At 54.2% G+C, this 25024-nt stretch carries 24 protein-coding genes and 3 pseudogenes; 20 read left to right on the forward strand and 7 right to left on the reverse strand.

Translation table 11 applies throughout. From position 1 onward, the window contains the following. The 3 genes from C8K58_RS27825 to C8K58_RS32350 all read left to right on the forward strand — a co-directional run. Nucleotides 1–360 (forward strand): ribonucleotide-diphosphate reductase subunit beta (locus C8K58_RS27825; RefSeq protein ID WP_178087838.1); only part of this gene is annotated, 360 nt, incomplete at its 5' end. Nucleotides 361–723: 363 nt separating this feature from the next. After that, a complete protein-coding gene (locus C8K58_RS27830; protein ID WP_108574717.1) occupies nucleotides 724–2856 on the forward strand; it encodes an ATP-binding protein in 2133 nt (710 codons plus the stop codon). A gap of 3 nt (nucleotides 2857–2859) precedes the next feature. After that, nucleotides 2860–4221, forward strand: a complete 1362-nt coding sequence (locus C8K58_RS32350) for a hypothetical protein (RefSeq protein WP_133822153.1) — start codon at nucleotides 2860–2862, stop codon at nucleotides 4219–4221. A gap of 52 nt (nucleotides 4222–4273) precedes the next feature. On the opposite strand, the gene C8K58_RS27835 is transcribed toward C8K58_RS32350, so the two are convergent. Then, nucleotides 4274–5257, reverse strand: a complete 984-nt coding sequence (locus C8K58_RS27835; RefSeq protein ID WP_108574718.1) for a DNA cytosine methyltransferase — start codon at nucleotides 5255–5257, stop codon at nucleotides 4274–4276. Nucleotides 5258–5337: 80 nt separating this feature from the next. Here C8K58_RS27835 and C8K58_RS27840 point away from each other — a divergent pair, with 80 nt between their 5' ends. The 3 genes from C8K58_RS27840 to C8K58_RS27850 all read left to right on the forward strand — a co-directional run bounded on the left by C8K58_RS27840 (nucleotide 5338) and on the right by C8K58_RS27850 (nucleotide 7881). Beyond that, nucleotides 5338–6525, forward strand: coding sequence for a restriction endonuclease (locus C8K58_RS27840; RefSeq protein WP_108574719.1), 1188 nt, complete (start codon nucleotides 5338–5340; stop codon nucleotides 6523–6525). Next, complete coding sequence (locus C8K58_RS27845; protein ID WP_108574720.1) at nucleotides 6526–6975, forward strand: very short patch repair endonuclease; 450 nt, start codon at nucleotides 6526–6528, stop codon at nucleotides 6973–6975. Between the two features lie 357 nt (nucleotides 6976–7332). Continuing rightward, the gene (locus C8K58_RS27850; RefSeq protein WP_108574721.1) at nucleotides 7333–7881 is read left to right on the forward strand and encodes a BRO family protein; all 549 of its coding nucleotides are present in this window, start codon (nucleotides 7333–7335) and stop codon (nucleotides 7879–7881) included. A 56-nt stretch (nucleotides 7882–7937) separates the two neighbouring features. Here C8K58_RS27850 and C8K58_RS32355 read toward each other — a convergent pair whose 3' ends face one another. Beyond that, nucleotides 7938–9797 (reverse strand): hypothetical protein, encoded by a 1860-nt coding sequence (locus C8K58_RS32355; RefSeq protein WP_133822154.1) that lies wholly within the window; start codon nucleotides 9795–9797, stop codon nucleotides 7938–7940. 486 nt (nucleotides 9798–10283) lie between these two features. Here C8K58_RS32355 and C8K58_RS27860 point away from each other — a divergent pair, with 486 nt between their 5' ends. The 4 genes and pseudogenes from C8K58_RS27860 (at nucleotide 10284) to C8K58_RS27875 (ending at nucleotide 12581) form a co-directional block, all read left to right on the forward strand. Next, nucleotides 10284–10931: an HAD-IB family hydrolase gene (locus C8K58_RS27860; RefSeq protein WP_043293519.1), complete on the forward strand. Its 648-nt coding sequence runs from the start codon at nucleotides 10284–10286 to the stop codon at nucleotides 10929–10931. 5 nt (nucleotides 10932–10936) lie between these two features. Continuing rightward, nucleotides 10937–11104, forward strand: a pseudogene (locus tag C8K58_RS32835) (MFS transporter); the annotation flags it as partial. A 54-nt stretch (nucleotides 11105–11158) separates the two neighbouring features. Then, nucleotides 11159–12106 (forward strand): hypothetical protein, encoded by a 948-nt coding sequence (locus C8K58_RS27870; RefSeq protein WP_108574723.1) that lies wholly within the window; start codon nucleotides 11159–11161, stop codon nucleotides 12104–12106. Between the two features lie 94 nt (nucleotides 12107–12200). Continuing rightward, nucleotides 12201–12581: a helix-turn-helix transcriptional regulator gene (locus tag C8K58_RS27875; protein ID WP_081744427.1), complete on the forward strand. Its 381-nt coding sequence runs from the start codon at nucleotides 12201–12203 to the stop codon at nucleotides 12579–12581. On the opposite strand, the gene C8K58_RS27880 is transcribed toward C8K58_RS27875, so the two are convergent. From C8K58_RS27880 to C8K58_RS27890, 3 genes are all read right to left on the reverse strand, one after another. After that, entirely contained in the window at nucleotides 12511–13068 is a 558-nt protein-coding gene (locus C8K58_RS27880) for an AAA family ATPase (protein ID WP_108574724.1), read from the reverse strand. The two genes, C8K58_RS27875 and C8K58_RS27880, sit on opposite strands and share 71 nt — an antisense overlap. Beyond that, nucleotides 13058–13576, reverse strand: coding sequence for a hypothetical protein (locus C8K58_RS27885; protein WP_108574725.1), 519 nt, complete (start codon nucleotides 13574–13576; stop codon nucleotides 13058–13060). Before C8K58_RS27885 ends, C8K58_RS27880 begins: the two co-directional genes overlap by 11 nt. Nucleotides 13577–13915: 339 nt before the next feature. Continuing rightward, nucleotides 13916–14974 carry an MBL fold metallo-hydrolase gene (locus C8K58_RS27890; protein ID WP_027605642.1) on the reverse strand — a complete coding sequence of 353 codons (1059 nt, stop codon included), beginning with the start codon at nucleotides 14972–14974 and terminating at the stop codon, nucleotides 13916–13918. A 123-nt stretch (nucleotides 14975–15097) separates the two neighbouring features. On the opposite strand from C8K58_RS27890, the gene C8K58_RS27895 reads away from it, so the two are divergent. The 5 genes and pseudogenes from C8K58_RS27895 to C8K58_RS27910 all read left to right on the forward strand — a co-directional run bounded on the left by C8K58_RS27895 (nucleotide 15098) and on the right by C8K58_RS27910 (nucleotide 19161). Next, a complete protein-coding gene (locus C8K58_RS27895; RefSeq protein WP_108574726.1) occupies nucleotides 15098–15724 on the forward strand; it encodes a TetR/AcrR family transcriptional regulator in 627 nt (208 codons plus the stop codon). Between the two features lie 188 nt (nucleotides 15725–15912). Further along, nucleotides 15913–16971: a diguanylate cyclase gene (locus C8K58_RS27900; protein ID WP_108574727.1), complete on the forward strand. Its 1059-nt coding sequence runs from the start codon at nucleotides 15913–15915 to the stop codon at nucleotides 16969–16971. A gap of 264 nt (nucleotides 16972–17235) precedes the next feature. Beyond that, nucleotides 17236–18006: pseudogene (locus C8K58_RS33235) on the forward strand (PAS domain-containing protein); the annotation flags it as partial. 111 nt (nucleotides 18007–18117) lie between these two features. Next, nucleotides 18118–18555, forward strand: a pseudogene (locus tag C8K58_RS33240) (methyl-accepting chemotaxis protein); the annotation flags it as partial. 84 nt (nucleotides 18556–18639) lie between these two features. After that, on the forward strand, nucleotides 18640–19161 hold the full coding sequence (locus tag C8K58_RS27910; RefSeq protein ID WP_092358450.1) for a DUF1003 domain-containing protein: 522 nt from the start codon (nucleotides 18640–18642) through the stop codon (nucleotides 19159–19161). 31 nt (nucleotides 19162–19192) lie between these two features. Here C8K58_RS27910 and C8K58_RS27915 read toward each other — a convergent pair whose 3' ends face one another. Then, complete coding sequence (locus C8K58_RS27915) at nucleotides 19193–20074, reverse strand: LysR family transcriptional regulator (protein WP_108574729.1); 882 nt, start codon at nucleotides 20072–20074, stop codon at nucleotides 19193–19195. An 80-nt stretch (nucleotides 20075–20154) separates the two neighbouring features. Between C8K58_RS27915 and C8K58_RS27920 the strand changes: the two genes are divergently transcribed. Then, a complete protein-coding gene (locus tag C8K58_RS27920) occupies nucleotides 20155–20862 on the forward strand; it encodes a CTP synthase (protein WP_108574730.1) in 708 nt (235 codons plus the stop codon). Next, entirely contained in the window at nucleotides 20859–21182 is a 324-nt protein-coding gene (locus tag C8K58_RS27925; RefSeq protein WP_027605635.1) for an antibiotic biosynthesis monooxygenase, read from the forward strand. The genes C8K58_RS27920 and C8K58_RS27925 overlap by 4 nt, the downstream gene beginning before the upstream one ends. Before the next feature lie 234 nt (nucleotides 21183–21416). Here the strand turns inward: C8K58_RS27925 and C8K58_RS27930 are convergent, their stop codons facing one another. Further along, the gene (locus tag C8K58_RS27930; RefSeq protein ID WP_027605634.1) at nucleotides 21417–21740 is read right to left on the reverse strand and encodes a DUF2025 family protein; all 324 of its coding nucleotides are present in this window, start codon (nucleotides 21738–21740) and stop codon (nucleotides 21417–21419) included. 232 nt (nucleotides 21741–21972) lie between these two features. Between C8K58_RS27930 and C8K58_RS27935 the strand changes: the two genes are divergently transcribed. From C8K58_RS27935 to C8K58_RS27945, 3 genes are all read left to right on the forward strand, one after another. Further along, nucleotides 21973–23100 carry a glycerophosphodiester phosphodiesterase family protein gene (locus C8K58_RS27935; RefSeq protein WP_092358444.1) on the forward strand — a complete coding sequence of 376 codons (1128 nt, stop codon included), beginning with the start codon at nucleotides 21973–21975 and terminating at the stop codon, nucleotides 23098–23100. A 100-nt stretch (nucleotides 23101–23200) separates the two neighbouring features. Then, nucleotides 23201–23506, forward strand: coding sequence for a PepSY domain-containing protein (locus tag C8K58_RS27940; RefSeq protein WP_027605632.1), 306 nt, complete (start codon nucleotides 23201–23203; stop codon nucleotides 23504–23506). Nucleotides 23507–23654: 148 nt separating this feature from the next. Beyond that, the gene (locus tag C8K58_RS27945; RefSeq protein WP_027605631.1) at nucleotides 23655–24674 is read left to right on the forward strand and encodes a transporter; all 1020 of its coding nucleotides are present in this window, start codon (nucleotides 23655–23657) and stop codon (nucleotides 24672–24674) included. Nucleotides 24675–25024: the final 350 nt, after the last annotated feature.

Genomic DNA, 25024 nt, shown 5'->3' on the forward strand with positions numbered 1-25024 from the left:
CACCTGAACTTCGGTATCGATGTGATCAACCAGATCAAGATCGAAAACCCGCACTTGTGGGATGCCGAGATGAAGGAAGAAGCGACCCAGATGATTTTGCAGGGGACGCAGCTGGAGATCGAATACGCGCGGGATACCATGCCGCGCGGTGTGCTGGGCATGAACGCGGCGATGATGGAGGATTACCTCAAGTTCATCGCTAACCGTCGCCTGTCGCAGATCGGCTTGAAGGAAGAGTATCCGGGGACGACTAACCCGTTCCCTTGGATGAGCGAGATTATGGACTTGAAGAAAGAGAAGAATTTCTTTGAAACTCGGGTTATTGAGTATCAGACGGGTGGGGCGTTGAGCTGGGATTAACGTTAATTACTGATAAAAAGGCTGCCCTTGGGCAGCCTTTTTTCTATGCTCAACGCTCTATTTCTAGTTACATGTCAAAAACATTAAAAACAAGCCTGCGAAAAAAGAATTTCAGGCAGAAGACCAAGCTCTACCAACCAAAACATAACAAAACACTGACATCACCAAGCAACACTTGCCGAGATTCAAAAAGCCATCATAATACGATCCAGCAATCTTATCCCATGCAAGGAGGCAGTGTATATGCAAAATGCAATTCGATATTCTGCAAATATAAGATGTACAGAAACCATACCGAGCACCCACATTATTAGCCACCTAAGCAATTCCTAAAAACGTCAAATTGAAACCTAAGGGAATAGCATGCCAAACAAACATCCACTTCGAGTTCAATCTCATATCTTACGGCTTCTGGGCGACCAGTTAATTGGACATGATCGATTAGCCGTATTTGAGCTTGTAAAAAACTCCTACGACGCAGATGCCAGTACAGTCGCCATTACGATCGACCTCAATGAGGTCGATCCTTGTGTAAAAGTTGAAGACAATGGCTCCGGGATGAGCCTTTCGGTAATCACCGGTGCGTGGTTAGAAGTTGGAACAGATTCGAAACGCACAGCTCAGAATAGAAAAAGATCAAAATTATTCAATAGACTCCCCTTGGGTGAAAAGGGGGTGGGTAGACTTGCAGTTCAAAAACTAGGAAAAAAGTTACAGGTTATCACCAGAGAAGAAAACTCAACAGAATATGAGTTCAATATAGACTGGGATGTACTAATTGGCAGTTCAAAATATCTGAATGACAGCTTATCGGTTGAAGTCATAGAAAAAACTAAACCTTCACATTTTAAAACTGGAAGTGGCACATTCATAAAAATTTCAGACCTCTATCTGGCGGAGTGGAAGCGCGGGGATATAAGAGAACTGTACCGACTAGTAAAATCACTCAGCAATCCATTTAACCGTGTAGATTCATTCAACGTAAGCCTAGACGTTCCAGGCCGACAAGATGAGATAAGTGGCCTGCCCGATGTTGAGGATATGCTCGATAGAGCGATGTGGAAATTAACGTATCGCCTTGATGAGAAAGGAGTTTTCAGATGGGCTTACTTTTTTCAGCCTCCTAAATATAAAGGACTGCAACGTAGATACAGACGTTATACAGGACGCTTAGATATTCTTCCAGAAAAAGGTGATGATACAAAAACAGGAAAACAGAAAAAAGAGCAAAAAATATTTGTAGGTGCAGATATATTGAAAGACATAGGCCCAATAAAAGGTCGAATATATGCTTTTCATCAAAGCCCTGAGATATTGCGGCTTTTTGGCGATAGCCAACAGATGAAAGCATGGCTAGCTGGCCAGTCAGGCGTTCGCGTTTACAGGGACAGAGTTCGGGTTTTTAACTACGGCGAACCAGGCGACGACTGGCTACGTCTGAATGCGAGACGAATAAACACACCAGGCAAAAAACTTGGTTCAAATAGTATTGTATCATATATAGATCTAGACTTAGACAAAAGCACAGGCCTCCGAGAAAAGACAAACCGTGAAGGCTTTGATGAAAACAAGTCCTTCGACAGTTTACGCGCTATTGCGTTGAGTATATTTGATAAATTCGAGCGCGAGTTGGCACCGGATCGTGACGCTGTAGACAAAGCAATTAAAAACACAGAAAAACTTCCACCTATTGAAAATGCATTTGATGAAATCATCAAAGTTGCTAAGAAACACAAACTCGAACAAGAAATACTTCCAGCAGTTGCGGCAATAAAAAACGAGCTAGATAGTTTCAAAGAAGTGATGGTGGGATCAGGCATGGCAAATATGAACATCGGCCTCGCATTCCACGAAATGGTTCACGGCGTAGACAACATAGTAGGTCAGCTTGAACGCAACTCAAACAAAGAAATAATCTTAAGCACAGTCCGTCATCTTAGAAGCTTGCTCGATACATTCAAACCGCTTTTACAGAGAGAAAAAAACCGATCTCTTCCTGTTAACGAGCTAACGACACGCGTACTTAAAATGCACCAGCATAGATTCCCACGACATGAAGTGGCGCTCTCCGACTGGACTAACGATACAGACAAGGCAATAAACTTTAAGATCAAAGGTCCGCTAAACCTCGTTATAGGTGCAATCAGCAACGTAATTGACAACGCCATTTATTGGTCACGCTATAGAAAAGAACTTGAAAATCGCTCCGATCCAGCCGCGATTTTAATTCTTTCATCTTGGGATCAAGAGCTTAAGGAAGGCACGCTCGCAATAATTGACAATGGCATGGGTTTCCAACTTAACCCTGACTCAATTGCCAAGCCCTTTATGACTTTGAAGGCAGGAGGGTCTGGCTTAGGACTCTATTTTGCTAGGTTAGTACTTGAGTCAATGGGTGGGCGTTTTATGGTTTGCCGTGCCGAAGAACTACGAGATGATTTTAATTTCTCCCCCTCTTATGATGGCGCAGCCGTAGTATTTACCTTCAAGGATTAGAAAATGAAACCTTTTTCCAGAGTTGTTGCATTAGATAATAACCAAGAGGATTTAGATTCCATCGTCCGGGCGTTAGGCAGGGCAGGCTATAGCGCCATACCATATCTTTTTGATGTAGGTGAATTTGTACCACCAATTACTCAACCTTGCTCTGGATTGAGGCTTATTTTCTCAGATATACATCTAACACCGACAAGTAGTATAAATGGGGTCGACCATGCTGCGACCATCGGAAACTTCCTAAAACAAATCGTGCCAACTGGTCCATACGGTGTGATTTTTTGGTCAAAACATGAGGCTGACGAACATAAAATCGTAAGCGAGCTTATGTCAAGAGCACCGGACATAGGCTTTAACCTACCAGTTTTTTTTGGGTTCATGGATAAAAACAAGGTAGGAATCGGCGCCGCAGAAGCGGATATTGATTATGAATTATTTGCGAAACTAATCTACGGAGAAGTCGCAAAGTCGCAATCTCTTTCAATCGTAATGAATTGGGAAGAACGTATTCTTTTAGCTGCAACACAAGCAAGCAATAGTCTCTTTCAAGTAATCAAGAACGCTCCTGGCATTGAAAGTGAATTTATATCAGAAGAGTGGTTGAAATTACTAGCATTCCTGAGCCAGGAGGCAGTAGGAAAAGCTGCAGCTATCTCGAATGCTTCCGGCGCGCTAGATAACGCGTTGCTTCCCGTACTAGAAGACCAACTCAGAGCTCAACCTTCGCGCGCACAAGATGTTGACAATGCTATATGTGAAAAGCTGTCCGCACTGGACGGTGCAAAACTCAAACTATCAGCCTCTATAGACACAGCATCTCTCAACTCTTTTTATCTAGTCGAGGATTTCAATACAGGAGGAAATCAACCATATAACTTCAGAGGAGTAATTTCAAAGCTCAATGACAATCCGGAAAATTTCATTTCAGCTCACTTCGGTGCTGAATGGGCAGAAGTACTATATAAAGAGTTTATAGTTAATGGAGAAACAATAGCCACCGATGAAACGTTGGTTAGCAGAACTGCACCTTGTTTAATATCATTGTCGGCAGAGTGCGATGAGGTCCAGGGAAAGATTCCGAGTCACAGGTATCTTCTTGGTGTAATTTTCGACGCAACAGATTTGAAATCTTTCCTTAGAAATGGACAGCCGGCAAGGGCCGCACTACAAAACATAGGAAAAATCAAAGTTGGGGGCGTAGCAAAGTGCATTTTGGTCTCCTGCCGTAGATTTACTAGTGAGCATTCTGTTAGTTTTTCAATGCCTATCACGCCTATAGCGCGATTGAGAAGAAACACTCTAGAGGAAATAATGCACCACTACACAACACATGCAAGAAGACCTGGCGTTATGCGATTTTACTAATAGCATCCAGAAAGATCACAGCCTTGCCGTACCTTTACAGCAAGGCTCAAATCTACGCAGCATCTTTATTTTTTTTACATTCCAATTTTGCACTTAGTGACGAAACAATGGCCTCCATAACAGGAGAACAAACGGCATTCCCCATTAATTTTACCTTTTCACGCCTAGTTACGTTCGGAAAATTATAGTGCTCCGGGAACCCCATAGCTTTCCGGAGTTCCTCGGGTTGAAGCATACGCATCATATGACCTTCAGAACTAGGCCTCACATAAGCAAAGCGATCAACTGTTGTGATAGTCCTCAAGGGGGAGTCCATACGCTGCCACCCCCCGCCACCATCAGTACCGTAATATACAATCAAAAATGACGTATTTTCTCCCAACTCAGAAATCGCACGGTCTGCGCGAGCAAGAGTTTCTTTCGCCCGATTGGGGCGGCGGAGCGGAGTCATTTTATACTTTTCAGTTTTATCTAAAATATCCCAAACATTCTTATAAGCCGTATTTAATGGCAATACAGGACTGGGCATATCTATGAGATCTGCAATCATGAAAAGTCTGCGTCGGCGCTGAGCAACGCCAAAGCCAGAAGCATCTATAACCTGTTCACGTACGCTGTACTTCAAACGAACAAGCTCCTCCATCAACTCTTTGTACCTACCCCAAGGTTTCATATGCACAACATTTTCAAGCGTGATCCAGCGAGGCTTCATCACCTCTGCATATCTGATTACTTGGAAAGCAGTGTCCTTACTTTCTTCGGAGCGAGGTTTAGCGCCTCGCGCGCAGGTGTGATGCGTGCATTCAGGAGACGAGATTAGTAAGTCTATAGGACCAGTTTTAGCTAAAACGTCTTCGGGTGTCAGAATTCGGAGATCCTCTTGAAATACATGCGCATCAGGGAAATTCAGCTTGAAGGACTCGACCGCTGGCCCCCACAAATCGACTCCACCCATGATTTTCGCACCACCTTCACGAGCCCCCAGACTGCTGCCTCCTGCCCCGCAGAACATGTCAAACGTACGAATCTGATCCATTTCACAGCCTTAATTTTATCTTCTAGCCAGGTTACCAGGTTCCCGGCACCATTCAACCTTAATGGCACAAGGACACCACCATGAACGACAATCTGGTTTACACAGTTGACGAGCTCTCAAGCTCAAATTTGGTGATCGATGCTCGTTATTCAGGTAGCCGAAACGGAAATTCGAGTGACGACCCTCTAACGAAGCTTCTTAGCCTCAGCAATCAAGGCGGCTTTCGAATTAGAGGAAAGCGCAACGACCCGCGTCTCATCGCGCTGTTGTCGAGCATGGAGGATCTTGACTGGCCCGATGAACTGGACCTCTCCACAGGCGTGTTCACCTACTATGGCGATAACAAGAAGCCGGGTCGTAAATTGGACGAAACCAACCGGTATGGCAACAATCTTTTAGAGCTAATTTTTGAACGGCAACACTCCGGTTTACGGGCGGATATCCCACCAATTTTCGTTTTTACCAAGGCTGGTATCTATCGCGACATGATTTTCAGGGGACTGGCAGTGCCCGGCAGAATTGGAAGCACTCACAATGATGATTTGGTAGCAGTCTGGCACGCGAGCAACGGTCAGCGATTTCAGAATTACAGAGCCACCTTCACCATTCTCGACCTGCCAGAAATCCCCAGGGCATGGCTTACGGATATTATTTCAGGCGTAAGAGCGAACGACAGCGAGAATGCTCCGGCTGGATGGCTTAAATGGGTGAAAACGGGCCAATACACCCCTCTGATCGCCAAACGCTCACAACCTATCAGGTCAAAGAAAGACCAGCTCCCAACCTTGAAAGATGATGTCAAGACGTTGGCGATCCTACATAAACACTTCGAGTCAGCCCCTTACGCATTCGAGGAATGTGCAGCCCACTTGGTTAGGGTGTGCTTGCCCGACACTGTAGAGCTGGACCTGACACGGCGATATCGAGACGGTGGGCGGGACGGTATTGGCAGACTTCGGATCGGGAGACCTGAGACTTCAGTGCTTGTAGACTTTGCGATTGAAGCCAAGTGTTACGGTACAAATAGCTCTGTAGGTGTCAGGGATGTTTCAAGGCTGATCTCTCGCCTTCGGCACCGTCAATTTGGCGTAATCGTCACGACATCATGGCTACATGATCAAGCCTATAAGGAAATCGTGGAGGACGGTCACCCTGTAATGATTCTTGCCGGCAAGGACCTTGTGGAGCTACTGAGAGAAACTGGCCTACAGGACAGCGCTACGGTACTGACTTGGTTGAAAGCAAGTTTTCCATTGAGTGGAACCTAAATGAGTGCAGACGTAGTCACCCCGGAGCAGCGGTCTAAAAACATGTCCAAAATCAAGGGCAAAAACACGAAGCCCGAAATGATTGTCCGGTCGGCGTGCTATGAGCTGGGGCTTCGCTATCGTCTACACCGAAAGGACCTACCGGGAACGCCAGACTTGGTATTCTCGAAGCACCGATTATGTTTATTCGTTCACGGCTGCTTCTGGCATAGGCACCCCGGATGTAAATACGCATATACGCCCAAAAGCAGATCAGATTTTTGGTTACCTAAGCTCGCAAAAAATGTTGAGAGAGATACAAAGGCTCAACAAGCGCTTGAAGCCGCAGGTTGGCGCGTATCGATCATCTGGGAATGCCAGACAAAAAGCCGTGATGCTCTGCGAACTGAAATCCAAAAAATGATCGATCCTGAACACGACAGTAAGCCCATCACCACTGAAATAGAATGAATAATCTTGGAAGCTTGACCACCTCCAATCGTCCACCTACCTCTCACCTCGGCGCCTAAGAAACGCCTCAACCAGAGCGGTCCTCCGCACCCGACAGCCATGCGGCTTTTTTTCGCCAGCGGTTTCACTACGCCTGTGAAAAATCCCCGTTATGTCGGGAGTGGGCGAATACAAGACCCGAAAGGGGAATATGTCCGGCCCGTCTCTGGTGGGTTTCTTAGCTCCCGACACCCATAACGCATGCCCTAAGAAAGCAACCAGAGGTAACGGAAATGCCTGGACACTTTGCATCCTCTGCGAAGGACATTCGCAGCACCTGCACCATTTCTCAAACACGCTCCGGCCCGGAGGTGTGTCATGCATGAACCTACCATCCTCACCCGCCACAACCTGCATTTGCATGCCCTACTTGTAGAGAATCAGCCATGGTTCTGTGCCCGTGACCTTGGTCGCCTGACGGGACTGTATCTAGATGAGCGCAAAGTCAGCAAGTTCGATGAGGATCAGAGGCAAACGATGGAAATCTGCTATCACGGCCAGCCTGACGATATGCTGATGATCAGCGAGTCCGGCGTATATGGCTTGCTCATTTATCACTACGCGCCCGGGCATCGTCTATTGCGGAAATGGTTGACACACCAAGTGGTGCCTACTTTACGTGATAGGCATCAATCACGATCCACAGACCGTCCAATGTTGAGTTTGCTGGATTGGCCGGAGATGTCTTTGAGACTTTTGCATTGGCAGGATGAAGGTTGGATACGGCTGAGAGACATGCCATATATTCTGCTCAACAGAACTCGCCGGCGCTTGCCGCCAAGAAAAGCGTCCCTACGGAAGCTAAGCGATTTTTTCTTGGCTATTCAACAAACGGAAAATTTAGCTTTGACTTTTATACATCGATAGAAATCATATTAAAACCGCTCATTAGCGGTTCTAATACTTTCAAAAAACACCATATCTCATAGCTCACTGAGCGTTTCTCGAACAGACTCATCATAAAAAGACATCTCATCTACGACTGATTCTTTATGGATTCGTATAGCAATACCTGACTTCTGAATTTGAAATGAATCTGACTCCTTACATATCAAATTCCCTATGGGATTTTTTATAGCCTCAACGAGGCCTAAACCAACCACCAAATTCTCTGAACGCAAATACTTTTGACTTTTCCCATTGTAGCTCCAAGCTGGAACAAAGCCACCAACAAGTAAATCATGCAGGTATAGATAATCCACTACATGGACATTTCTCCCCATCGAGGTCTTCAGATTAAGACCGGTAAAATAATTATGATTGGTTATAATCAACAACAACACCTCTGACTCACCAAAAGCAAACCCTTGAATTACGTTTTTTGTTTTTTTGAGATAGTCGTAGCGCTCATCCAACTGAGTCAAAGCTCCCACAAGATGATTTTCAGTGAACTGATAGGCGTCGCGTCTGCATTCAGGTTTAATACTACACTTCACCTCACATATAGCCCAAACTGGGCCGACAACATTGAAAACACCATCAATTTCAGGGGCGCCCTTCCTAACATCTCTATTTAGTTTATAAAAGGCTCGCCCTGATTTCTCAACTACCCGCTTAACTTCAGACTCAAAAAAATAACCTTTATCAATAGCAGCACTATCTAGGAGCGACACATCACCTCGGACTAAAATCCGATCTATTACCTTCTCAAAACATAGAGATAGAACGTGAGAAGGAATTACATAATACTCTTGCCCTAGCATATATATACCTATATCAGCGCTGGGCCCAGAAATATTCAAATCACAAATAAAAACATCAAGCAACGCCTTTTTCTTAACAGGAATCTTTAGCAACCTACATATTCGGTGCAACCCCATTGAACGCACCGTAGCCCGCCCCCCTTTTTTGATCCGACTCCTATTTTCTTCATCTATTATACGAGCATAATTCAACAACGAACTAAAACTCTCAAGTAGATTTTTTATAGTAAACATCTCACCTTTATAACTATAAACTCCATCACTCGAATACATCAACTCTAAACGCTTTATTATTTTATATCTCAGCAATTCGTCTTCAAAGCAATCGCCTCGAGATAGATCAATTCTCATCACATCTCGACTGAGCTTCCCCATGCCACTTCGCGACATCAAACCATACAGTTCATCAGCATTCCCTTCATACATACTATAAAACTTATAATTTAGATCCCTGTATATTTCCAGATTGCGCCACGCATGATCATACCAGTCCATAAAATAACTTGCTCGTCCAACAAATCTATCAAGATTTTTAGCAGTAACAACTGGGCTTTGCACGGAAACATCTACCGGAATACAGTTTCCGTGTGATGCTTCCTGAATAAACTCCTTCAAAGACTCGTAGTGAGCCATTTCAGCCCAAAACTCTGAAAGCTGCCGCTGATGATCGGAAGTATTTTCGCCCAATGATTTTCTTTTGGAGATGAGATATAGAACGGATGTCAAGGTGGAGACCAAATGACTTGCCTGCGAATTCAAAACATCTTCTGCATATGTTCTTCCGTCAATACTTACGCCATAAACTTCCATTCGCAAGATCAAAGTTTCCAGATGAGATATAATCTCCTTACAGTTCACATCTTTAATTTTAAGTTCAGCTTCTCTAAAAGTTTTCTCCGCCCTCTCCATAGCCCACTTAAAAAAACATGCCTTTTCCACTAACGCAATATCAAACCCGCCACTTATAACATCAGACAATATTTTCGATCGCACATCCTCAGAAATCGAAAAAATACGTCCAGAAACGAAAAAAGCGTTCACTCCATTTTCATCACCAAGAAAAGAAAAAGGTTCTTTCAACCTATCCTTCCTAAGCTTACTCGCAATACTATAAACTTCAGAACTGAATACATTATGCATTTCTCACCCTTTTAGAAAACCAATCAATTTAACTAAAGCTTCTCATTCAACACTTCTATTTATCTAATTTTCAGAGATGATTTTTGAAGGCACAACCTCATAACTAAAAATCTATTATTCATTCATCCTGGCTAACGACTCTACGACAACTGCAAACAAAAACACTACTAAAAATCTTCGCGATATTGACCTGAACAGTGTCTATTCACATCCTTAGATTCACCATTAAAGGTCCCCATATAAGGCTGCTGTTTTCCTTTATGGCGCGGTCTCACTACCGCTAAAACCATACTTTGACCTTACATTCAGTCGCTGAGCGGTTAAACTCTGTTCGCGTTGACAAAAATATCGCGCATCCTAGCGGGTGCCGATAACACGTTATGAGAACCCGCTCCACCTGATCAAGGACCACCCGTGAACCCAGACATGCTCGAAGCCGGCCCTGTGGATGCCAAAGTACTTTCCGTCTTTGACTTCGACGGCACCCTGACCCACCACGACAGTTTCGTGCCCTTCCTCAAGTTTGCCTTTGGCACCGGCGAGTTTTATGGCCGGATGGTCAAGCTGGCCGTGCCCGGGCTGCGCTTTTTGGTGCGGCAGATCAGCCGGGATGAGTTGAAGGCGCAGTTGATCCGCACCTTTATGACTGGGGTGGAGAAGACGTGGGTGCAGCAGAAGGCCGAGGAGTATTGTCAGCGTAATTGGGCGCGGTTGATGCGCCCGGCGGGGGTGCTGTCGGTGGAGCAGGAGTTGGGCTCGGGGGCGGTGGTGACGCTGTGTTCGGCGTCGCCGGCGTTGGTGCTGCAGCCGTTTGCCGATCGGCTTGGGATCAAGTTGATTGGCACTGAGCTTGAGGTGGTCGACGGGGTGTTGACCGGCAAGCTCACCGGGAATAACTGCCGGTGTGAGAATAAGGTGCTAAGGCTGGAAGCGGTGTATGGCGATTTGGGCGAGTATCGGCTGCGGGCCTGGGGCGATACGCGTGGGGATCGGGAGTTGTTGGCGGCGGCACAGGATGCGCATTTTCGGCATTTTCATGCGAAGAAGAAAAAGCGGGCTCGGTTGCAGCGGTGATGCGGGGGGCGCAGAACCTGGCGGCGTTCGGTGGGGCGATGAGCCCGGTGATATGCGGGTATCTGCTGATCAACGCGGCGCCGGCCAGCATGTTCTATGCCTTGGGTACACTCACAGCGATAGGTGGGACCTTGTGCTTCCTCAGCGGACGACGGGTTGCAGGTTCTTGCTGATATTTGCGCGGGTTCCCGCTATTAATAGCGAAACCTCTCACGGACCCGAGCCCCATGAAATTCGACACGGCCTACAGCCTGAGTCTCGATGACAAGCTGTCGATCTACGACGTACGAGACCTGAATTTCGACGAAACCACCACCTTTGACTCCGACAAGGACAGTTTCCTCTGTCCCAACGATGCCTGTCGCGCTGCCTTTGAAGCAGGCAATGTGCTGAGCACGTTTAACGCCAAGAACGTCAACTACCAACGCACCCCGCATTTCAAAAACACGCCGAGCACCCGGCATATCGACGGCTGCCGCTATGCCAGCCTCCACAAGGGTGCAGCAGGCGAAAACGACGATGAGCGTGAGGACAATTTCCCATCGGAATTTGTCCTCACCCGCCGTACGTACGAGCGTAAAACCGCAGTGGCCGGCACCGAGGGGCTGGTCCCACAAGATTCAGCGAAAACACCTTCACCCCGCAGCGGCGAATCTGTCAGTTCGAGCGACACCACCCCGGACAAGACCAGCGTGTTCGCCCACCCGGTGGAATGTTTTGTGTCGAACATCGACGACAAGGAAAAACTCAAACGCATGCCGCTGAAAATCGGCGAGCACACCGCGACTTACGCGGCGTTTTTCAAGAAGATCGAATACCTGCAAGACAACAAAGGCCTGATCTACTGGGGCAAGGTCAAGGCGATCAAGGACTACACGAGCAGCTTCCGCATCGACTTCGAAAAGAAGGTGTGGCTCGACAAAAAGCCCTACTCGGTCAACGTCTACCTGAGCAAAAAGCTCATCGAGAACTACCGCAAGCGCAAGGCGTTCCTCGAGCAGATCAGGGCGGCGGCGGACAGTGAGCGGGCGTTGTATTGTTTCTTCTACGGGGTGACACCGGAGCTGAAACAAGTGCCCAGCAAGAAGAACCCCGAGCAGACCTTCGGGGTATTCAGCGCGAATATCGAGAACCTCGATCACCTGATCATTCGTGAGGCGCCAGGGTTGGAATAGTGGGTCGATAAGCATCCAGTTGATGAGCGGTCAAAACAACTGTACAAAAACACAGTATAGTTTGCCCTCCCCCGTCGAACCCTGGAGAAACCCCATGTCCTCCCTGGCAATGAGCTCTTTCGTAGAACAGCAGATCGTCCTGCACCAATTCACCGCCAAACACAGCGTACAGGCCCGCGCGATGCTGGGCTGGAGCCGCGACGAGCTGGCCCGCCAGGCGGGTGTGACGGTGGATGCCATCCAACAGTTCGAAAGCCAGGGCGATGTAGGTGATGAAACCCGCCTGGCATTGGCGTTTCGGTTGGAGGCGCAAGGGCTGGTGTTTTTCCCGGGGTTTGCGCCGGGGTGGGGCATGAGTGTACGGCGTTTTGACACCGCCCCTGCCGAACCCGCAGCACAAAACATTATGTCGCGGCTGATGGGCTCCACAGCAGCATCAATTGATTCACCAACGCCCCAGCCGAATGGTGCGTAGAGTCCAAGCGGATCACCGGACAGGTCAGTGTCGCCAACCAGGTTTCATGCCGACGCAGGCTGCGTAGGCTGTGGTTGCCGTTGTCGTAACGAGCGGCCCAGGCCAGGAAGGCGACGCTGTTCTCGTGGCGACTGCTACCTTCCAGGATTTCATCACCGTAGCGTTGCACCTCCCTCATGCGCAGACGGTGCAGGCGCACGTGCGGGTCGAGGCGCAGGAACACCACGTGGGTGAACTGCGCGATCATCGGGTCGCCCCAGCCACACAGTGAACCGGACAGCACCCAGCCTGCCAGGCCGACAGTCTGCTCCTGCAGCAGGCGGATGCGTTCATCCTTGGGCCGGGCAATGGTGAAGGGGGCGTCGGTTTGCTGCCAGTAGAAATAGTCGGTGTCGAAGTAAGCGACGTTCAGACTCTCCGCCAAGGCCCTGCCCAGGGTGGTAGTGCCCGCCCCCGCAGCACCGAGGATATGAATTCTATAGGCCATGGCTTCCCTCCCTGGCATTGCGATAACCCTGCGCCAGCACGGCCAACGATTCCTTCGACCATCGCGCACCGTAGAACCACAACGTCCCGCCGTCATCGAGAGCCTCGGCGAACTTCGGGTAACCACTCCAGCAGGCAGCATGGAACGCAGCACTTTCACTGTCCGACACCAGGGCATCCAGCCGGTATTCATTCACGATTTCATCGATTTCATTATGGGTGTGCAGGTTGAACGTGAGGGTGCCGTCGACACGTTGCGCCGGCACGGGTATCAGTTGCGCCCCGGCCCGGCGCAGTACGTCCAGCGCACGCATGAAGGGCGCACGGTGTTGAATCGGTTCATGCCCATCGCCACGTCCATATCGGTCGGCATACCCCACGCGCCTGCCGGCCAACGCTTGCGTGGCGGCAAAGCGGCTGTTGTTCTGCACCAGGGGCACCTCCACCATCACCGGGCCCTCTGGGTCGATACCGCTCAGGGCAATCAGCGTCAACGAGGGATCAGGCATGGGTCTGATGGGAATTGCCGGTACGTTATACCCGGGGATCAGGACGCCACCCTTGGGGTGGGTTTGAGGGGGGGGATCGACATCAAACTCGATACTGCGGGGGGGCACTTGATCGGGGGAAGGACGGCGACATGGAGATGCCGAATCGGTCATGCCCAAGAGCGCAGACAACGGCTGGCCAACCTGGCAAACCGCATCTGCTCGCAAAAACCATCTGCATATGCTGTCCATCGGTACGCCTCCCCTGAAAACACTTTCCAGGGATCATCGCATCCTTCGCCGGCGCCTGTCGCAGACCCGAAACAGCTTGAAAACTCCTTTTCCATTACCTCTGCGCCCTCAGCCCACAAGGTGCTCTTGTGCACCCTGGGTTTCCACTTCCAGCCACCATGCATACCCACGCTCCGGCTGGTTCAAGCTGAACGCCTGGCCCATCGGCGGTGTGGTAATCGACACATTGCGCTCCCACGCCAGCGCCATGATGCGGTCGAAAGGTTCGTGCCAGGCATGGAACGCCAGGTCGAAAGTGCCGTTGTGGATCGGCAGCAGCCAGCGGCCCCTGAGGTCGATATGCGCTTGCAGGGTTTGCTCCGGCTGCATGTGCACATGGGGCCAGTCGACGTTGTAAGCACCGGTTTCCATCAACGTCAGATCGAACGGGCCGTACTGTTCGCCGATGCGTTTAAAGCCGTCGAAGTAGCCGGTGTCGCCGCTGAAAAAGATACGACGCGTGCCGTCGATCATCACCCAGGAACACCAGAGGGTCTGGTTGGCATCAAACAGGCCGCGCCCGGAAAAGTGCTGCGCCGGCGTGGCGACAAAGCGAATGCCATCCACCTCGGTGCCTTGCCACCAATCCAGCTGCCGCACTTTGCTGGCGTCGACACCCCACTTGACCAGGATGTCGCCCACGCCCAGCGGCGCGAGAAAGTAACGGGTCTTGTCGGCCAGTTGGACCACAGCCTTATGGTCAAGATGATCGTAGTGGTTGTGGGAAAGAATCACCGCCTCCAGGGGCGGCAGCTCTTCAAGACGGATAGGCGGCTGGTGGAAACGCTTGGGGCCAGCCCAACTGAATGGCGAGGCACGCTCGGCGAACACCGGGTCGGTCAGCCAGAACTTGCCGCGCATTTTCAGCAACACGGTGGAATGCCCCAGGCGGAACACGCTGTGATCAGGCGCCGCCAACAATTGCTCGCGGGTCAGCGGTTGCACCGGGATCTGCCCCACCGGCCGCGTACTGCGTGGCTTGTTAAACAGCATGTTCCAGAAGATACGCAAGGTCTTGCCAAAGCCACCGTGCTGCACGGGGGCCTCGTTGCTGAAGCGCCCCAGGTCCAGATCGGCAGGCTTGGGCGCCGCAGGTGAAGACTTGAGGCGGGTTGAGATGGTGGCCATTACAGAGTGACTCCTACGGTCCGCGCATAAGTTACACTGAACAGTGTAGTTTCAAGATTGCAACAAAATCCGCAGCAAGTAAACTACCCAGTGTAATTTACCCTCAAGAGCCGAACGCCACCCATGACTGCCCCTCAACGCCTCACCGACCGCAAACGCCAAGCCATCGTGGCAGCGGCCATCGCTGAGTTTCGCGATAACGGCTTCGAGGTCACCAGCATGGACAAGGTCGCCGCCACCGCTGGGGTGTCCAAGCGCACGGTGTATAACCATTTTCCCAGCAAGGAAGAACTGTTCGCCGAAATCCTTCACCAACTCTGGGCCAGCAGCGTCGCCCAACTCGACGTCAGCTACACCAGCGAGCGCCCCCTGCGCGAACAATTGCGTGGTTTGCTGGAAGCCAAGATGAAGATGATGTCGGACACCAATTTCCTCGATCTGGCCCGGGTAGCCATCGCCGCCACCATCCACTCACCGGAACGCGCGCAAGACATGGTCACCCGCCTGAGCCAGCGCGAAGAAGGCTTTACCCAGTGGGTACGCGCCGCCCAGGAAGACGGCCGCCTCTCCTGCACCGACCCGGCGTTTGCCGCCCACCAGATCCAAAGCCTGCTCAAGGCCTTCGCGTTCTGGCCGCAGATCACGTTGGGCCAGCCGACCCTGGATGCCGCCCACCAGGCGCGCGTCATTGACTCGGCCATTGACCTGTTCCTGGCCGGCTATGAAGTCAGCGCCCCCCGCCCCGAGTAAAAACCGTTGCAGGAGCGACATTCCTGGTCGCTTTTGACGCATTCGCCCTCTGTTTTGCGCAAATGGCCTGGAAGGCCACTGATTATTCCCATGGGAATAACTGACAATATTCACAGGCCTTATCCGATCAACGGTCGATCCAGTGGCCGCGCCGGCGTAAATGTGAAAAACAGCTGAACCAGGAATTTATGGAAAACAGACGAGGCAAAGGGCTCTCATTTGCCCGGCGTATCTACCAGCCAAGGATCATCGGCCTGGGTGTCGGCAGCATCAGCGTCACCGGCGCCCTGTACCCGCTCGCCATGGCGGGCTGGGTCTGGGCATTACTGCTGTTCAATGGGTTTGCCTGGGCGCACCTGGCGTACCAGTTGTCGACCCGCTCGCCGTTCCCTTACCAGGCTGAACAGCGCAACTTCCTGTATGACTCGGTACTCGGCGGGTTCTGGGCGGCGGCCACGCAGTTCACGCCGCTGACAGCCGTGACCATCCTGTCGATGATGACCATGAACAACGTCGCCGCCGGCGGCCGGCGCCTGTTCCTGCGTGGACTGCTCGCCCAGGGGCTGGGGATCGGCGTGGCGTGGGCGCTGTTCGGCATCCAGTTCAACCCCGACGTCAGCCTGCTGCAGGTCTACTCCTGCCTGCCCATGCTGACCCTCTACCCCATGGCCATCGGCATGGTCTGTTATCAACTGGCGATCAAGCTCTCGGAACATAAACGCGCCCTTAGTGCCCTGAGCCGCACCGACAGCCTCACCGGCCTGCTCAACCACGGCTCGTGGAAAGACCTGCTGCACCTCAAGTTCCACAAGTGCCAGCAGCAGCAAAGCCACGCCACCATCGCATTGATCGATATTGACCACTTCAAGCAGATCAACGATACCCACGGCCATATCGTCGGCGACACGGTGCTGCGGCAACTGAGCCTGGAACTGCGGCGCAACCTGCGGGAAAACGACCTGGCCGGACGTTACGGTGGCGATGAGTTCTGTGTGATTCTTCCGCAAATGCCTCTGGAGCAAGCGGCGCAGATCATGGAGCAGATGCGCGAAACATTCGGCAACTACCGCACCCCGCACCTACCGGAATTGCGCGTCAGCCTGAGCATCGGCCTGGCGGACTTCCAGCCGCGCTTCACCGACGCAGCCATGTGGCTGAACGCGGCGGACCGGGCACTTTATGCCGCCAAGGACACCGGGCGTAATCGAGTCAGTGTCAACGACGACCGGATAGCCTGTTCCGCCTGACGTTGTCCTACGACACCGGTCTGGATCCTCCGTGCAGCCCCGCACGAGATAGCACAATGCCTCCATTGGTCGCCTACCCAAAAATGGTCCTGCCCATGGGGCGAACTTTTTGTCAGGCTGATGACTCTTAACCCGTTGTTCCACCCCCCGCTGTCAGCACAAGGGAGCTGACAATGAGCAGGTCAACCGTAGGGCAAATGCCTTACGGAGGCAGGCGCCTATACATGGATCCTCCCAGACGCGTGCTTGCCCGAGCCCCCGAACATGCTATTCAACGCCCACAAGAAAACCATCGATACCCTGCAACACACCGTGGCTCATCAGGCCAGCCTGCTGGACGCCATCGAACGCTCCATGGCGGTGATCGAATTCGATCCGCAAGGCCTCGTGCTGCGGGCCAATGACAACTTCCTCAATACCCTGGGCTACCGCGCCGAGCAGATCGAAGGCCAATCCCACCGGATGTTCTGCACGCCCGCCTTCGCCCGCAGCGCCGAGTACCAGCAACTCTGGGCCAACCTGCAAAAGGGTCAGTTCCAGTCAGGTACCTTTGAACGGGTGGGCGGCAATGGTCAGTCGGTGTGGCTGGAAGCCAGCTATACCCCGGTACATGATAACGCGGGCCGCGTGATCAAAGTGGTGAAGTACGCCCTGGACGTTACCCCGCGCCTGCAGGCCGAAAGCGAGGCCAACGCCAAGTTGGAAGCCATCGGCCGGGCCATGGCCGTCATCGAGTTCAACCTCGACGGCACGATCATCACCGCCAACGCCAACTTCCTGCAGCGCATGGGCTACAGCCTGGCGCAGATCCAGGGTCAGCATCATCGTCTGTTCTGCACCCCAGAGACCGCCGCGAGCTCAGCCTACAGCGAGTTCTGGCGACGCCTGAACCAAGGTGAATTGTTCAGCGGCCAGTTCGAGCGCGTGGATAAAAACGGCCGGCCCGTTTGGCTCGAAGCCAGCTACAACCCGGTGTACGACGCCAGCGGGCGCCTGCGCAAAGTGGTGAAGTTCGCCTCGGACATCACCGCGCGCGTGCAACAACATGCCGCTGACGCGCAGAGCGCCGCCCAGGCCTATCACCTGTCGCTGCACACCCAGGACATGGCAGAAAAAGGCGCCGACGTGATCCAGAAAACAGCCAGCGGCATGCGTGAAATTTCCTCGGACATCGACAACTCCTCGCAACTGATCGCCAAGCTGGGCGAGCGCTCGCAGCAGATCACTACCATCGTCAACACCATTCGCGGCATTGCCGAACAAACCAACCTGCTGGCACTCAATGCCGCTATCGAAGCGGCGCGTGCGGGTGAACAAGGCCGTGGTTTTGCCGTGGTGGCCGATGAGGTGCGGCAGTTGGCGGCGCGCACCAGCGGGTCCACCACGGAGATTTCCAGCATGATCGCGGTGATCCAGGCTGAAACCCGCCAAGCCATCGACAGCATGGACGCGACCCGCGACCGCGCTGCCCAGGGCGTGGAACTGGCCGACCAGGCCGGTACGGTGATCCTGCAGATTCGCGAAGGCACCAGCGAGGCGGTGCACGCGGTGAGTGCGTTTGCCAATGAGCGGAGTGCCCACTAAGTAGGCCACGGGTTATTCATGTGTAAGACAGGTCGCCAGGACTATAGTGATTCACTGTCTTAACGTTGATGACCCGAGCCGACCATGACCCCCGACAAGCCCGAAACCGCCCCCGTCGATCACCTGCGTTTTCACCGCCGCCACGCCCACCTGGCCCCGACCTTCGGCAACGATACCTTTGCCCTCAAGGCCGAGGCTTTTGCGCGCTTCTTTGGTACACCGACCTTCCTCGGTGCGCAAACCGCGATCGTGATCTTGTGGGTGGCGCTGAACGTAACCGGCATCACCCACTTCGACGTGTACCCGTTCATCCTCCTCAACCTGGCCTTCAGCCTGCAATCCGCCTATGCCGCGCCGCTGATCCTGCTGGCCCAGACGCGCCAGGCGGCCCGCGACAAAGCCCAGTCCGACGCCGATGCGCAACACCGTGAAGCCCTGGCCATCGCCAATACCGAACGCCAGGCCCAGGCCGCGCAAACCACCAGACAGTTGCTCGAATTGCTGGAGCAAAACACCCGGCTGACGGAAATGACCAAGCAACTGACCGAACACATCGAAACCCTGACGTGCGAAATGCACGAGCACTATGTGCGAAAACCTCAATAACAACGCGAACTCCACGTGGGAGGGAGGTGTGTCAGGGTTTCATCTGCACATGCCGGCCCAACTCATCAAACAGCGTCACCACCGAGCGCAACGCGCGGCAATCGGGGCGCGTCAGCAGCCATAACGCGGTGTCGTGCCCGGCCAACGCGGGGCCCAGGGGTTGCAGGCCATCATCCAGCAGAAAGTCCGGCAGCGCCGCCACCCCCAACCCGGCCCGCACCAGTTCGGTCACCGACAACATGCTGTTGCAGCGATAGCTGGGGCGTACACCGGGCAGGTGTTCGCGGCGCCAGGTCACCGTGGGGTGGTCGGGCAGGAAATCGTCCGGCGCGATCCAGGCCAGGTCCGCCAGTGAGCGTGCGGCGTGTTGATGCGCATACGTGGGGCTGGCACACACCTGATACGCCACGGCCCCCAGGCAACGGCCGACCAGATGCGCTGGCGGAGTCCTGGTCAGGCGCAGGGCGATGTCGGCATCGCGGCGGCTGAGGTTGGCGAAATCATTCGACGTGCTCAGCTCCAGGGTCAGCGCCGGGTAGTCCGGCATGAACTGCGCCAGCGCCGGCAGCAGCAGCTCTTGCAGCACTGAGTCGGTACAGGTCAGGCGCACCGTGCCGCTGATCACCTCGCCGCCCTGCTCCACGCCGATGCGCGCCGCCTCAAGCGCTTGTTCGGCACGTTCGGCCTGCTGCGCCAGGCTATTGGCGAGGCTGGTGGGCAGGTAGCCGGCGCGGCTTTTTTCAAACAGCGTCTGGCCCAATGCGGCCTCCAGCCGTCGCACCGCGCGGAACACCGTGGACACATCCACCCGCAACAATGCCGCCGCCCGCGCCAGGGTGCCGCCACGCACCAGGGCGAGGATCAGCGACAGGTCGGGGTAATCGAGCTGATAGTGCGTGGCTGCATTGAGCATGTGGGCAAACGCCAATATTGATTGCGTGCACGCCAATCTATAGTGCGCATCAGGACACCACAAGCCATGGGACGCACACGATGAAAGCCACCACCCTGCACCTCGCCCTGATCGGCGATTACAACCCCGATGTCATCGCGCACCAGGCCATTCCCGTCGCGCTGCAACGGGCCGCCGAAACCCTCGGTTTGCAGGTTCATCTGCAATGGCTCGACACCGACACCCTCACGCCCACCACAGCACTGCACGACTTCGACGGTTTCTGGTGCGTGCCCGCCAGCCCCTACCGCGACACCGACGGCGCGTTGCGGGCGATCCGTTTTGCCCGCGAACAGCGGCGACCTTTCCTCGGCACTTGCGGTGGTTTTCAACATGCGGTGCTGGAATACGCCCGCAACGAACTGGGCTGGACCGATGCCGAACATGGCGAGCTGGCGCCGGGCGCCGAACGCGCAGTGATCACCCCCCTGAGCTGCGCACTGGTTGACGCCACCGACAGCCTGCGCCTGACACCCTACACACGCATCGCCGAGGCCTACGGCCGTCTTGACATCGAGGAAGGTTACCGCTGCCGCTACGGCATCAACCCCGAATTCGCCGATGCGCTGCTCGAGCGCGAGATGATTCCCAGCGGGCATGACGCAGCCGGCGATCTGCGCGCGGTGGAGTTGCTCGACCATCCATTTTTCGTTGCCACCCTGTTCCAGCCTGAACGTACCGCCCTCAAGGGCGTCACGCCGCCTTTGGCGATTGCCTTGCTCAAGGCGTGCCAGGAGCAATACGCATGATCGCCAAGACCCCCGCCCCACCCTACTACGCAGTGATTTTCAGCTCATTGCGCACCGACGGCGATCAAGGCTACGGCCAGGCCGCCGCCCGCATGCTGGAGTTGGCTCGCGATCAACCGGGGTTTCTCGGGGTGGAATCGGCGAGGGAGGATGGCCTGGGGATTACCGTGTCCTACTGGAGCAGCGAGGCGGCGATCCTGGCCTGGAAGCAGCAGGCCGAGCACCGGGCGGTGCGCGAACAAGGACGCGCCACCTGGTACTCGGCGTTTCAAACACGGGTGTGCAAGGTGGAGCGGGCCTACACATTCCAAGGCCAGTAACCGTCGTATCGCCTGGCCCTCTGTGGCTAGCAGGCCTGTTGTGGTGAGCGGGCTTGCCCCGCGCTGGGCTGCGAAGCAGCCCCAATTCAGTTGACGCGGTTCTCCTGACTAACCGCAGCGTCTGGTTCAGGGGCCGCTTCGCGCCCCAGCGCGGGGCAAGCCCGCTCACCACAACAGGCCCGCTACCCTAAAAAGCCGGCCTGCCACAGAACCCTCGCTCACCGCCTATGCCGCCTAGCTCACCAGGCTGCGCAGCGCACTGATCTGTGGAATCTCCACCCGTTTCATGTACACGCGCAGCGGCTCGCTGATGTTGATGCGGTCGTCGATATTCTGGTCGAGCAGCAACTGGATACGCTCGCGGGACAGGGTCATGGTCTGCTCGGGGGCCGGCAGCCAGACAAATTCAGCGGTGGGGATAATGCCGTCGTCGGCCACGTCCATGCCGAAGGAATCTTCGCTGAAACGCACGATGTACTGGCCGGTCTTGCGGTTGAGGCCAACAAAACCGTGGAGTTGGTCGGCGGCCTGGCAGATAAGCTCGGAGGTGATGCGCATGGTAAACCTCACTGAAAAGTCCCACAGGGACTGGAAAGATGGTTTACACGCGTGGCAGAAAATACCGTCCTCTGGCGGGGCGGCTGCGAGCAAGAGTACTGCAATGCCGCGCAAAAAAACCGAGAAAATTGGCACGTGCGCACGTTAATGTCGGTTTGGTGATAGCGCCTTTCGCAATCAATTGTTAAAAAGGAGGCCTTCTCAAAGCTACCTCCACGAAAGGACTTCGCATATGCCTGTCACGTTTTCCAAGAGCGCCCTGCTGCTCGCACTGGCGCTTGGCCTCGGCCAGGCACAGGCTGCCGAACCGATCAGCCCGGCTGAACTGGCGACAAACGAAGGCATTCCCTACCCCGCCGTGATCGCTCACCGTGGCGCGTCCTACGACGCGCCGGAATCCACCGCCGCCGCCTACAAAGTCGCGCGCGACCTGGGTGCCGACTACCTGGAACTGGACCTGCAGCGCAGCAAGGACGGCGTGCTGTTCGCCCTGCACGACAACAACCTGCAGCGCACCACCGACGTGGCCACCAAGTTCCCTGAGCGCAAGGACGCCCCGGCCAACGAGTTCACCTGGAAAGAACTGCAAACCCTCGACGCCGGCAGTTGGTTCAACGCCGCCTACCCGGACCGTGCGCGTCCAGGCTTCGTTGGCCTGAAGATCCAGAGCCTGGACGACATCATCAAGATCGCCGAAGGCAACCCGCAGCACAAACCCGGCCTGTACATCGAAACCAAGGAGCCCAAGCAATTCCCGGGTATCGAAGCCGACCTGAAAAACAAGCTGCTGGATAAAGGCTGGTTGAGCTCCGCCGGCTCCAAGCTGGGCAAGAGCAACACCGGTGTCGGCCAGGGCAAGGGCCGTGTGGTGCTGCAGACGTTTGAAAAAGACAGCTTGAAAGAGCTGCAGAAAGAAATGCCGAACACCCCAAAAATCCTGCTGTTGTGGGTTGGCCCGGGCAGCATCGAGCCGAAATCCACGCAGACCTTTGCCGAATCCGGCGAACCGACCAAGGCCGCCTATTACGCCAAGCAAGAGCCGAAAGACGCTGCCGAGTTCGAAAAGTGGGTCGACGAAGCCAAGAGCCTCGGCGCCATCGGCACCGGCCCATCGGCTGAGCTGACCGCCCATGGCGACCAGAGCTACACCGACCTGGTGAAACCTGAAATGAACAAGCTGACCCACGACAAGGGCCTGCTGGTACACGTCTACACCGTGGATGAGCCGGTCGATTTCGACAAAGTGATGAAAGCCGGCGTCGACGGTATCTTCACCAACCGCGCCGCCGAACTGCTGAAGTTCTACAAGCGCTGGCCGTCGTCCAGCGTGCAAGACCTGCTGAACGACTATAAGTACTGAGTGAGTCGGTCATTGGTGTCAGTGCGCCATTAAGGATGAGTTAAGTTGCGCCGGTTAATCTGGCGCCACTTAAACAGCTCACCAGAGAAGGATACACACCATGAAAACCCTGACCGCCCTGTTCGCCGCCACCGCCCTGACCCTGACCGCCGGCCTGGCCCAGGCCGATGTTCGCCCGGACCAGATTGAAGGCCTGCTCAAGTCCGGCGCCGTGATGCCGTTCGAGAAACTCAATGCCGCCGCCGTGGCCACCCACGCCGGTAGCAGCATCACCGACACCGAGCTTGACCACAAAAACGGGGTACTGGTCTACGAAGTCGACCTGACCGACACCGCCGGCAAGCGCTTTGAAGTGAAGCTCGACGCCAAGACCGGCGCGGTGCTGGAAAACAAGCAAGACACTTGAGTTGAACCTCGAAAAAACGCGCCACCTCCGGGTGGCGCGTTTTTTTATGCGCAGCGTTAAAACGTCATATAACTGTCATACCTCCTTGCAATGATTCGCCCACGCGAACCTGTGAAACGTCCTACAGGCGCTTTCTCTGCGAGTCTCCATGAACCACAGCCTCGACCACAGCCACCAGGACTCCGACCTGTTTGGCTTGCTTTACGGTTTTCGTTTTCGTCCCGGTGAAAAGGGCGAACAGATTGATTCGGCCGCGGCCCTCGCGGCCTTGCAGCAACCCGCCGACCCGGAAGAGTTCCTGTGGCTGCACTTGAACCTGGCCCACGCCGCCTGCGAACGCTGGATGCAGGCCAACCTGGATTTACCCGAAGAATTCTTCGAGGCCCTGCACGAAGGCTCGCGCTCCACCCGTATCGAACACGTCGACTCAGCCTTGCTGGCGGTGGTCAACGACGTGGTGTTCAACTTCAGCAGCATGGTTTCGTCGGATATTTCCACGCTGTGGGTCTGCGCCCGCAGCCGGCTGTTGATCAGCGCACGCCTGCAACCCTTGCACTCGGTGGACAAGCTGCGCTCGTCGGTGAAGGCCGGCGAACGCTTTCGTTCGCCGCTGGAGTTGCTGGTGCACCTGCTGCGCGACCAGGGGGAAGTGCTGACCCAGATCGTGCGCAAGACCAGCATCAGCGTCGACCATATCGAGGACCAGTTGCTGTCCTCGCGCCTGTCCACCAACCGCGCGGAACTGGGGGCGGCGCGCCGGGTGCTGGTGCGCCTGCAACGCCTGCTCGCGTTGGAACCGGGTTCACTGCTGCGCCTGCTCAACCGCCCGCCGCAATGGCTGCAAAAGGAAGACGTGAAGGAGTTGCGCAAATCCACCGAGGAGTTTGCGCTGATCATCAACGACCTGACGGCGCTGGGCGAACGGATCAAGCTGCTGCAGGAAGAGATCGCCGCCAACCTCAACGAGCAAAGCAGCCGCACGCTGTTCACCCTTACCGTGGTGACGGTGCTGGCGTTGCCGATCAATATCATCGCCGGTTTTTTCGGCATGAACGTGGGCGGTGTGCCACTTTCACAGGACCCCGAGGGGTTCTGGATCCTGGTGGCGTTGGTCGCGACCTTCACGCTGATCGCCGGGCGCTGGGCGTTTCGCAAGTTTTCAAATTGAAATGCGATCAATTGTCGGAGGGGCTTGGTCCCGATGACCGTGGGTATCCACACAACGCTAGCTGAACGCTGAACGTCCGGCAAATAGGGCTGTTGTGGTGAGCGGGCTTGTCCCGCGTTGGGCTGCGAAGCAGCCCCAAAACCAGCCTCTACAGAGTGTCTGATACACCGCGTTCTTCTTTACTGGGGCTGCTGCGCAGCCCAACGCGGGACAAGCCCGCTCGCCACAGGGAGATTTTTCAAGGTCTGAAAAGTTGTTTAGACACGTGGCTCTCCAGCGGTTTATAGACCAGTGGCAGATCCAATTACCTAAACAATGATTTGCGGCAGCATCGCTGTAACATTCTGCAA

This window comes from Pseudomonas sp. GV047 (assembly GCF_003058245.1).
In the GTDB taxonomy this organism is placed as follows: domain Bacteria; phylum Pseudomonadota; class Gammaproteobacteria; order Pseudomonadales; family Pseudomonadaceae; genus Aquipseudomonas; species Aquipseudomonas marginalis.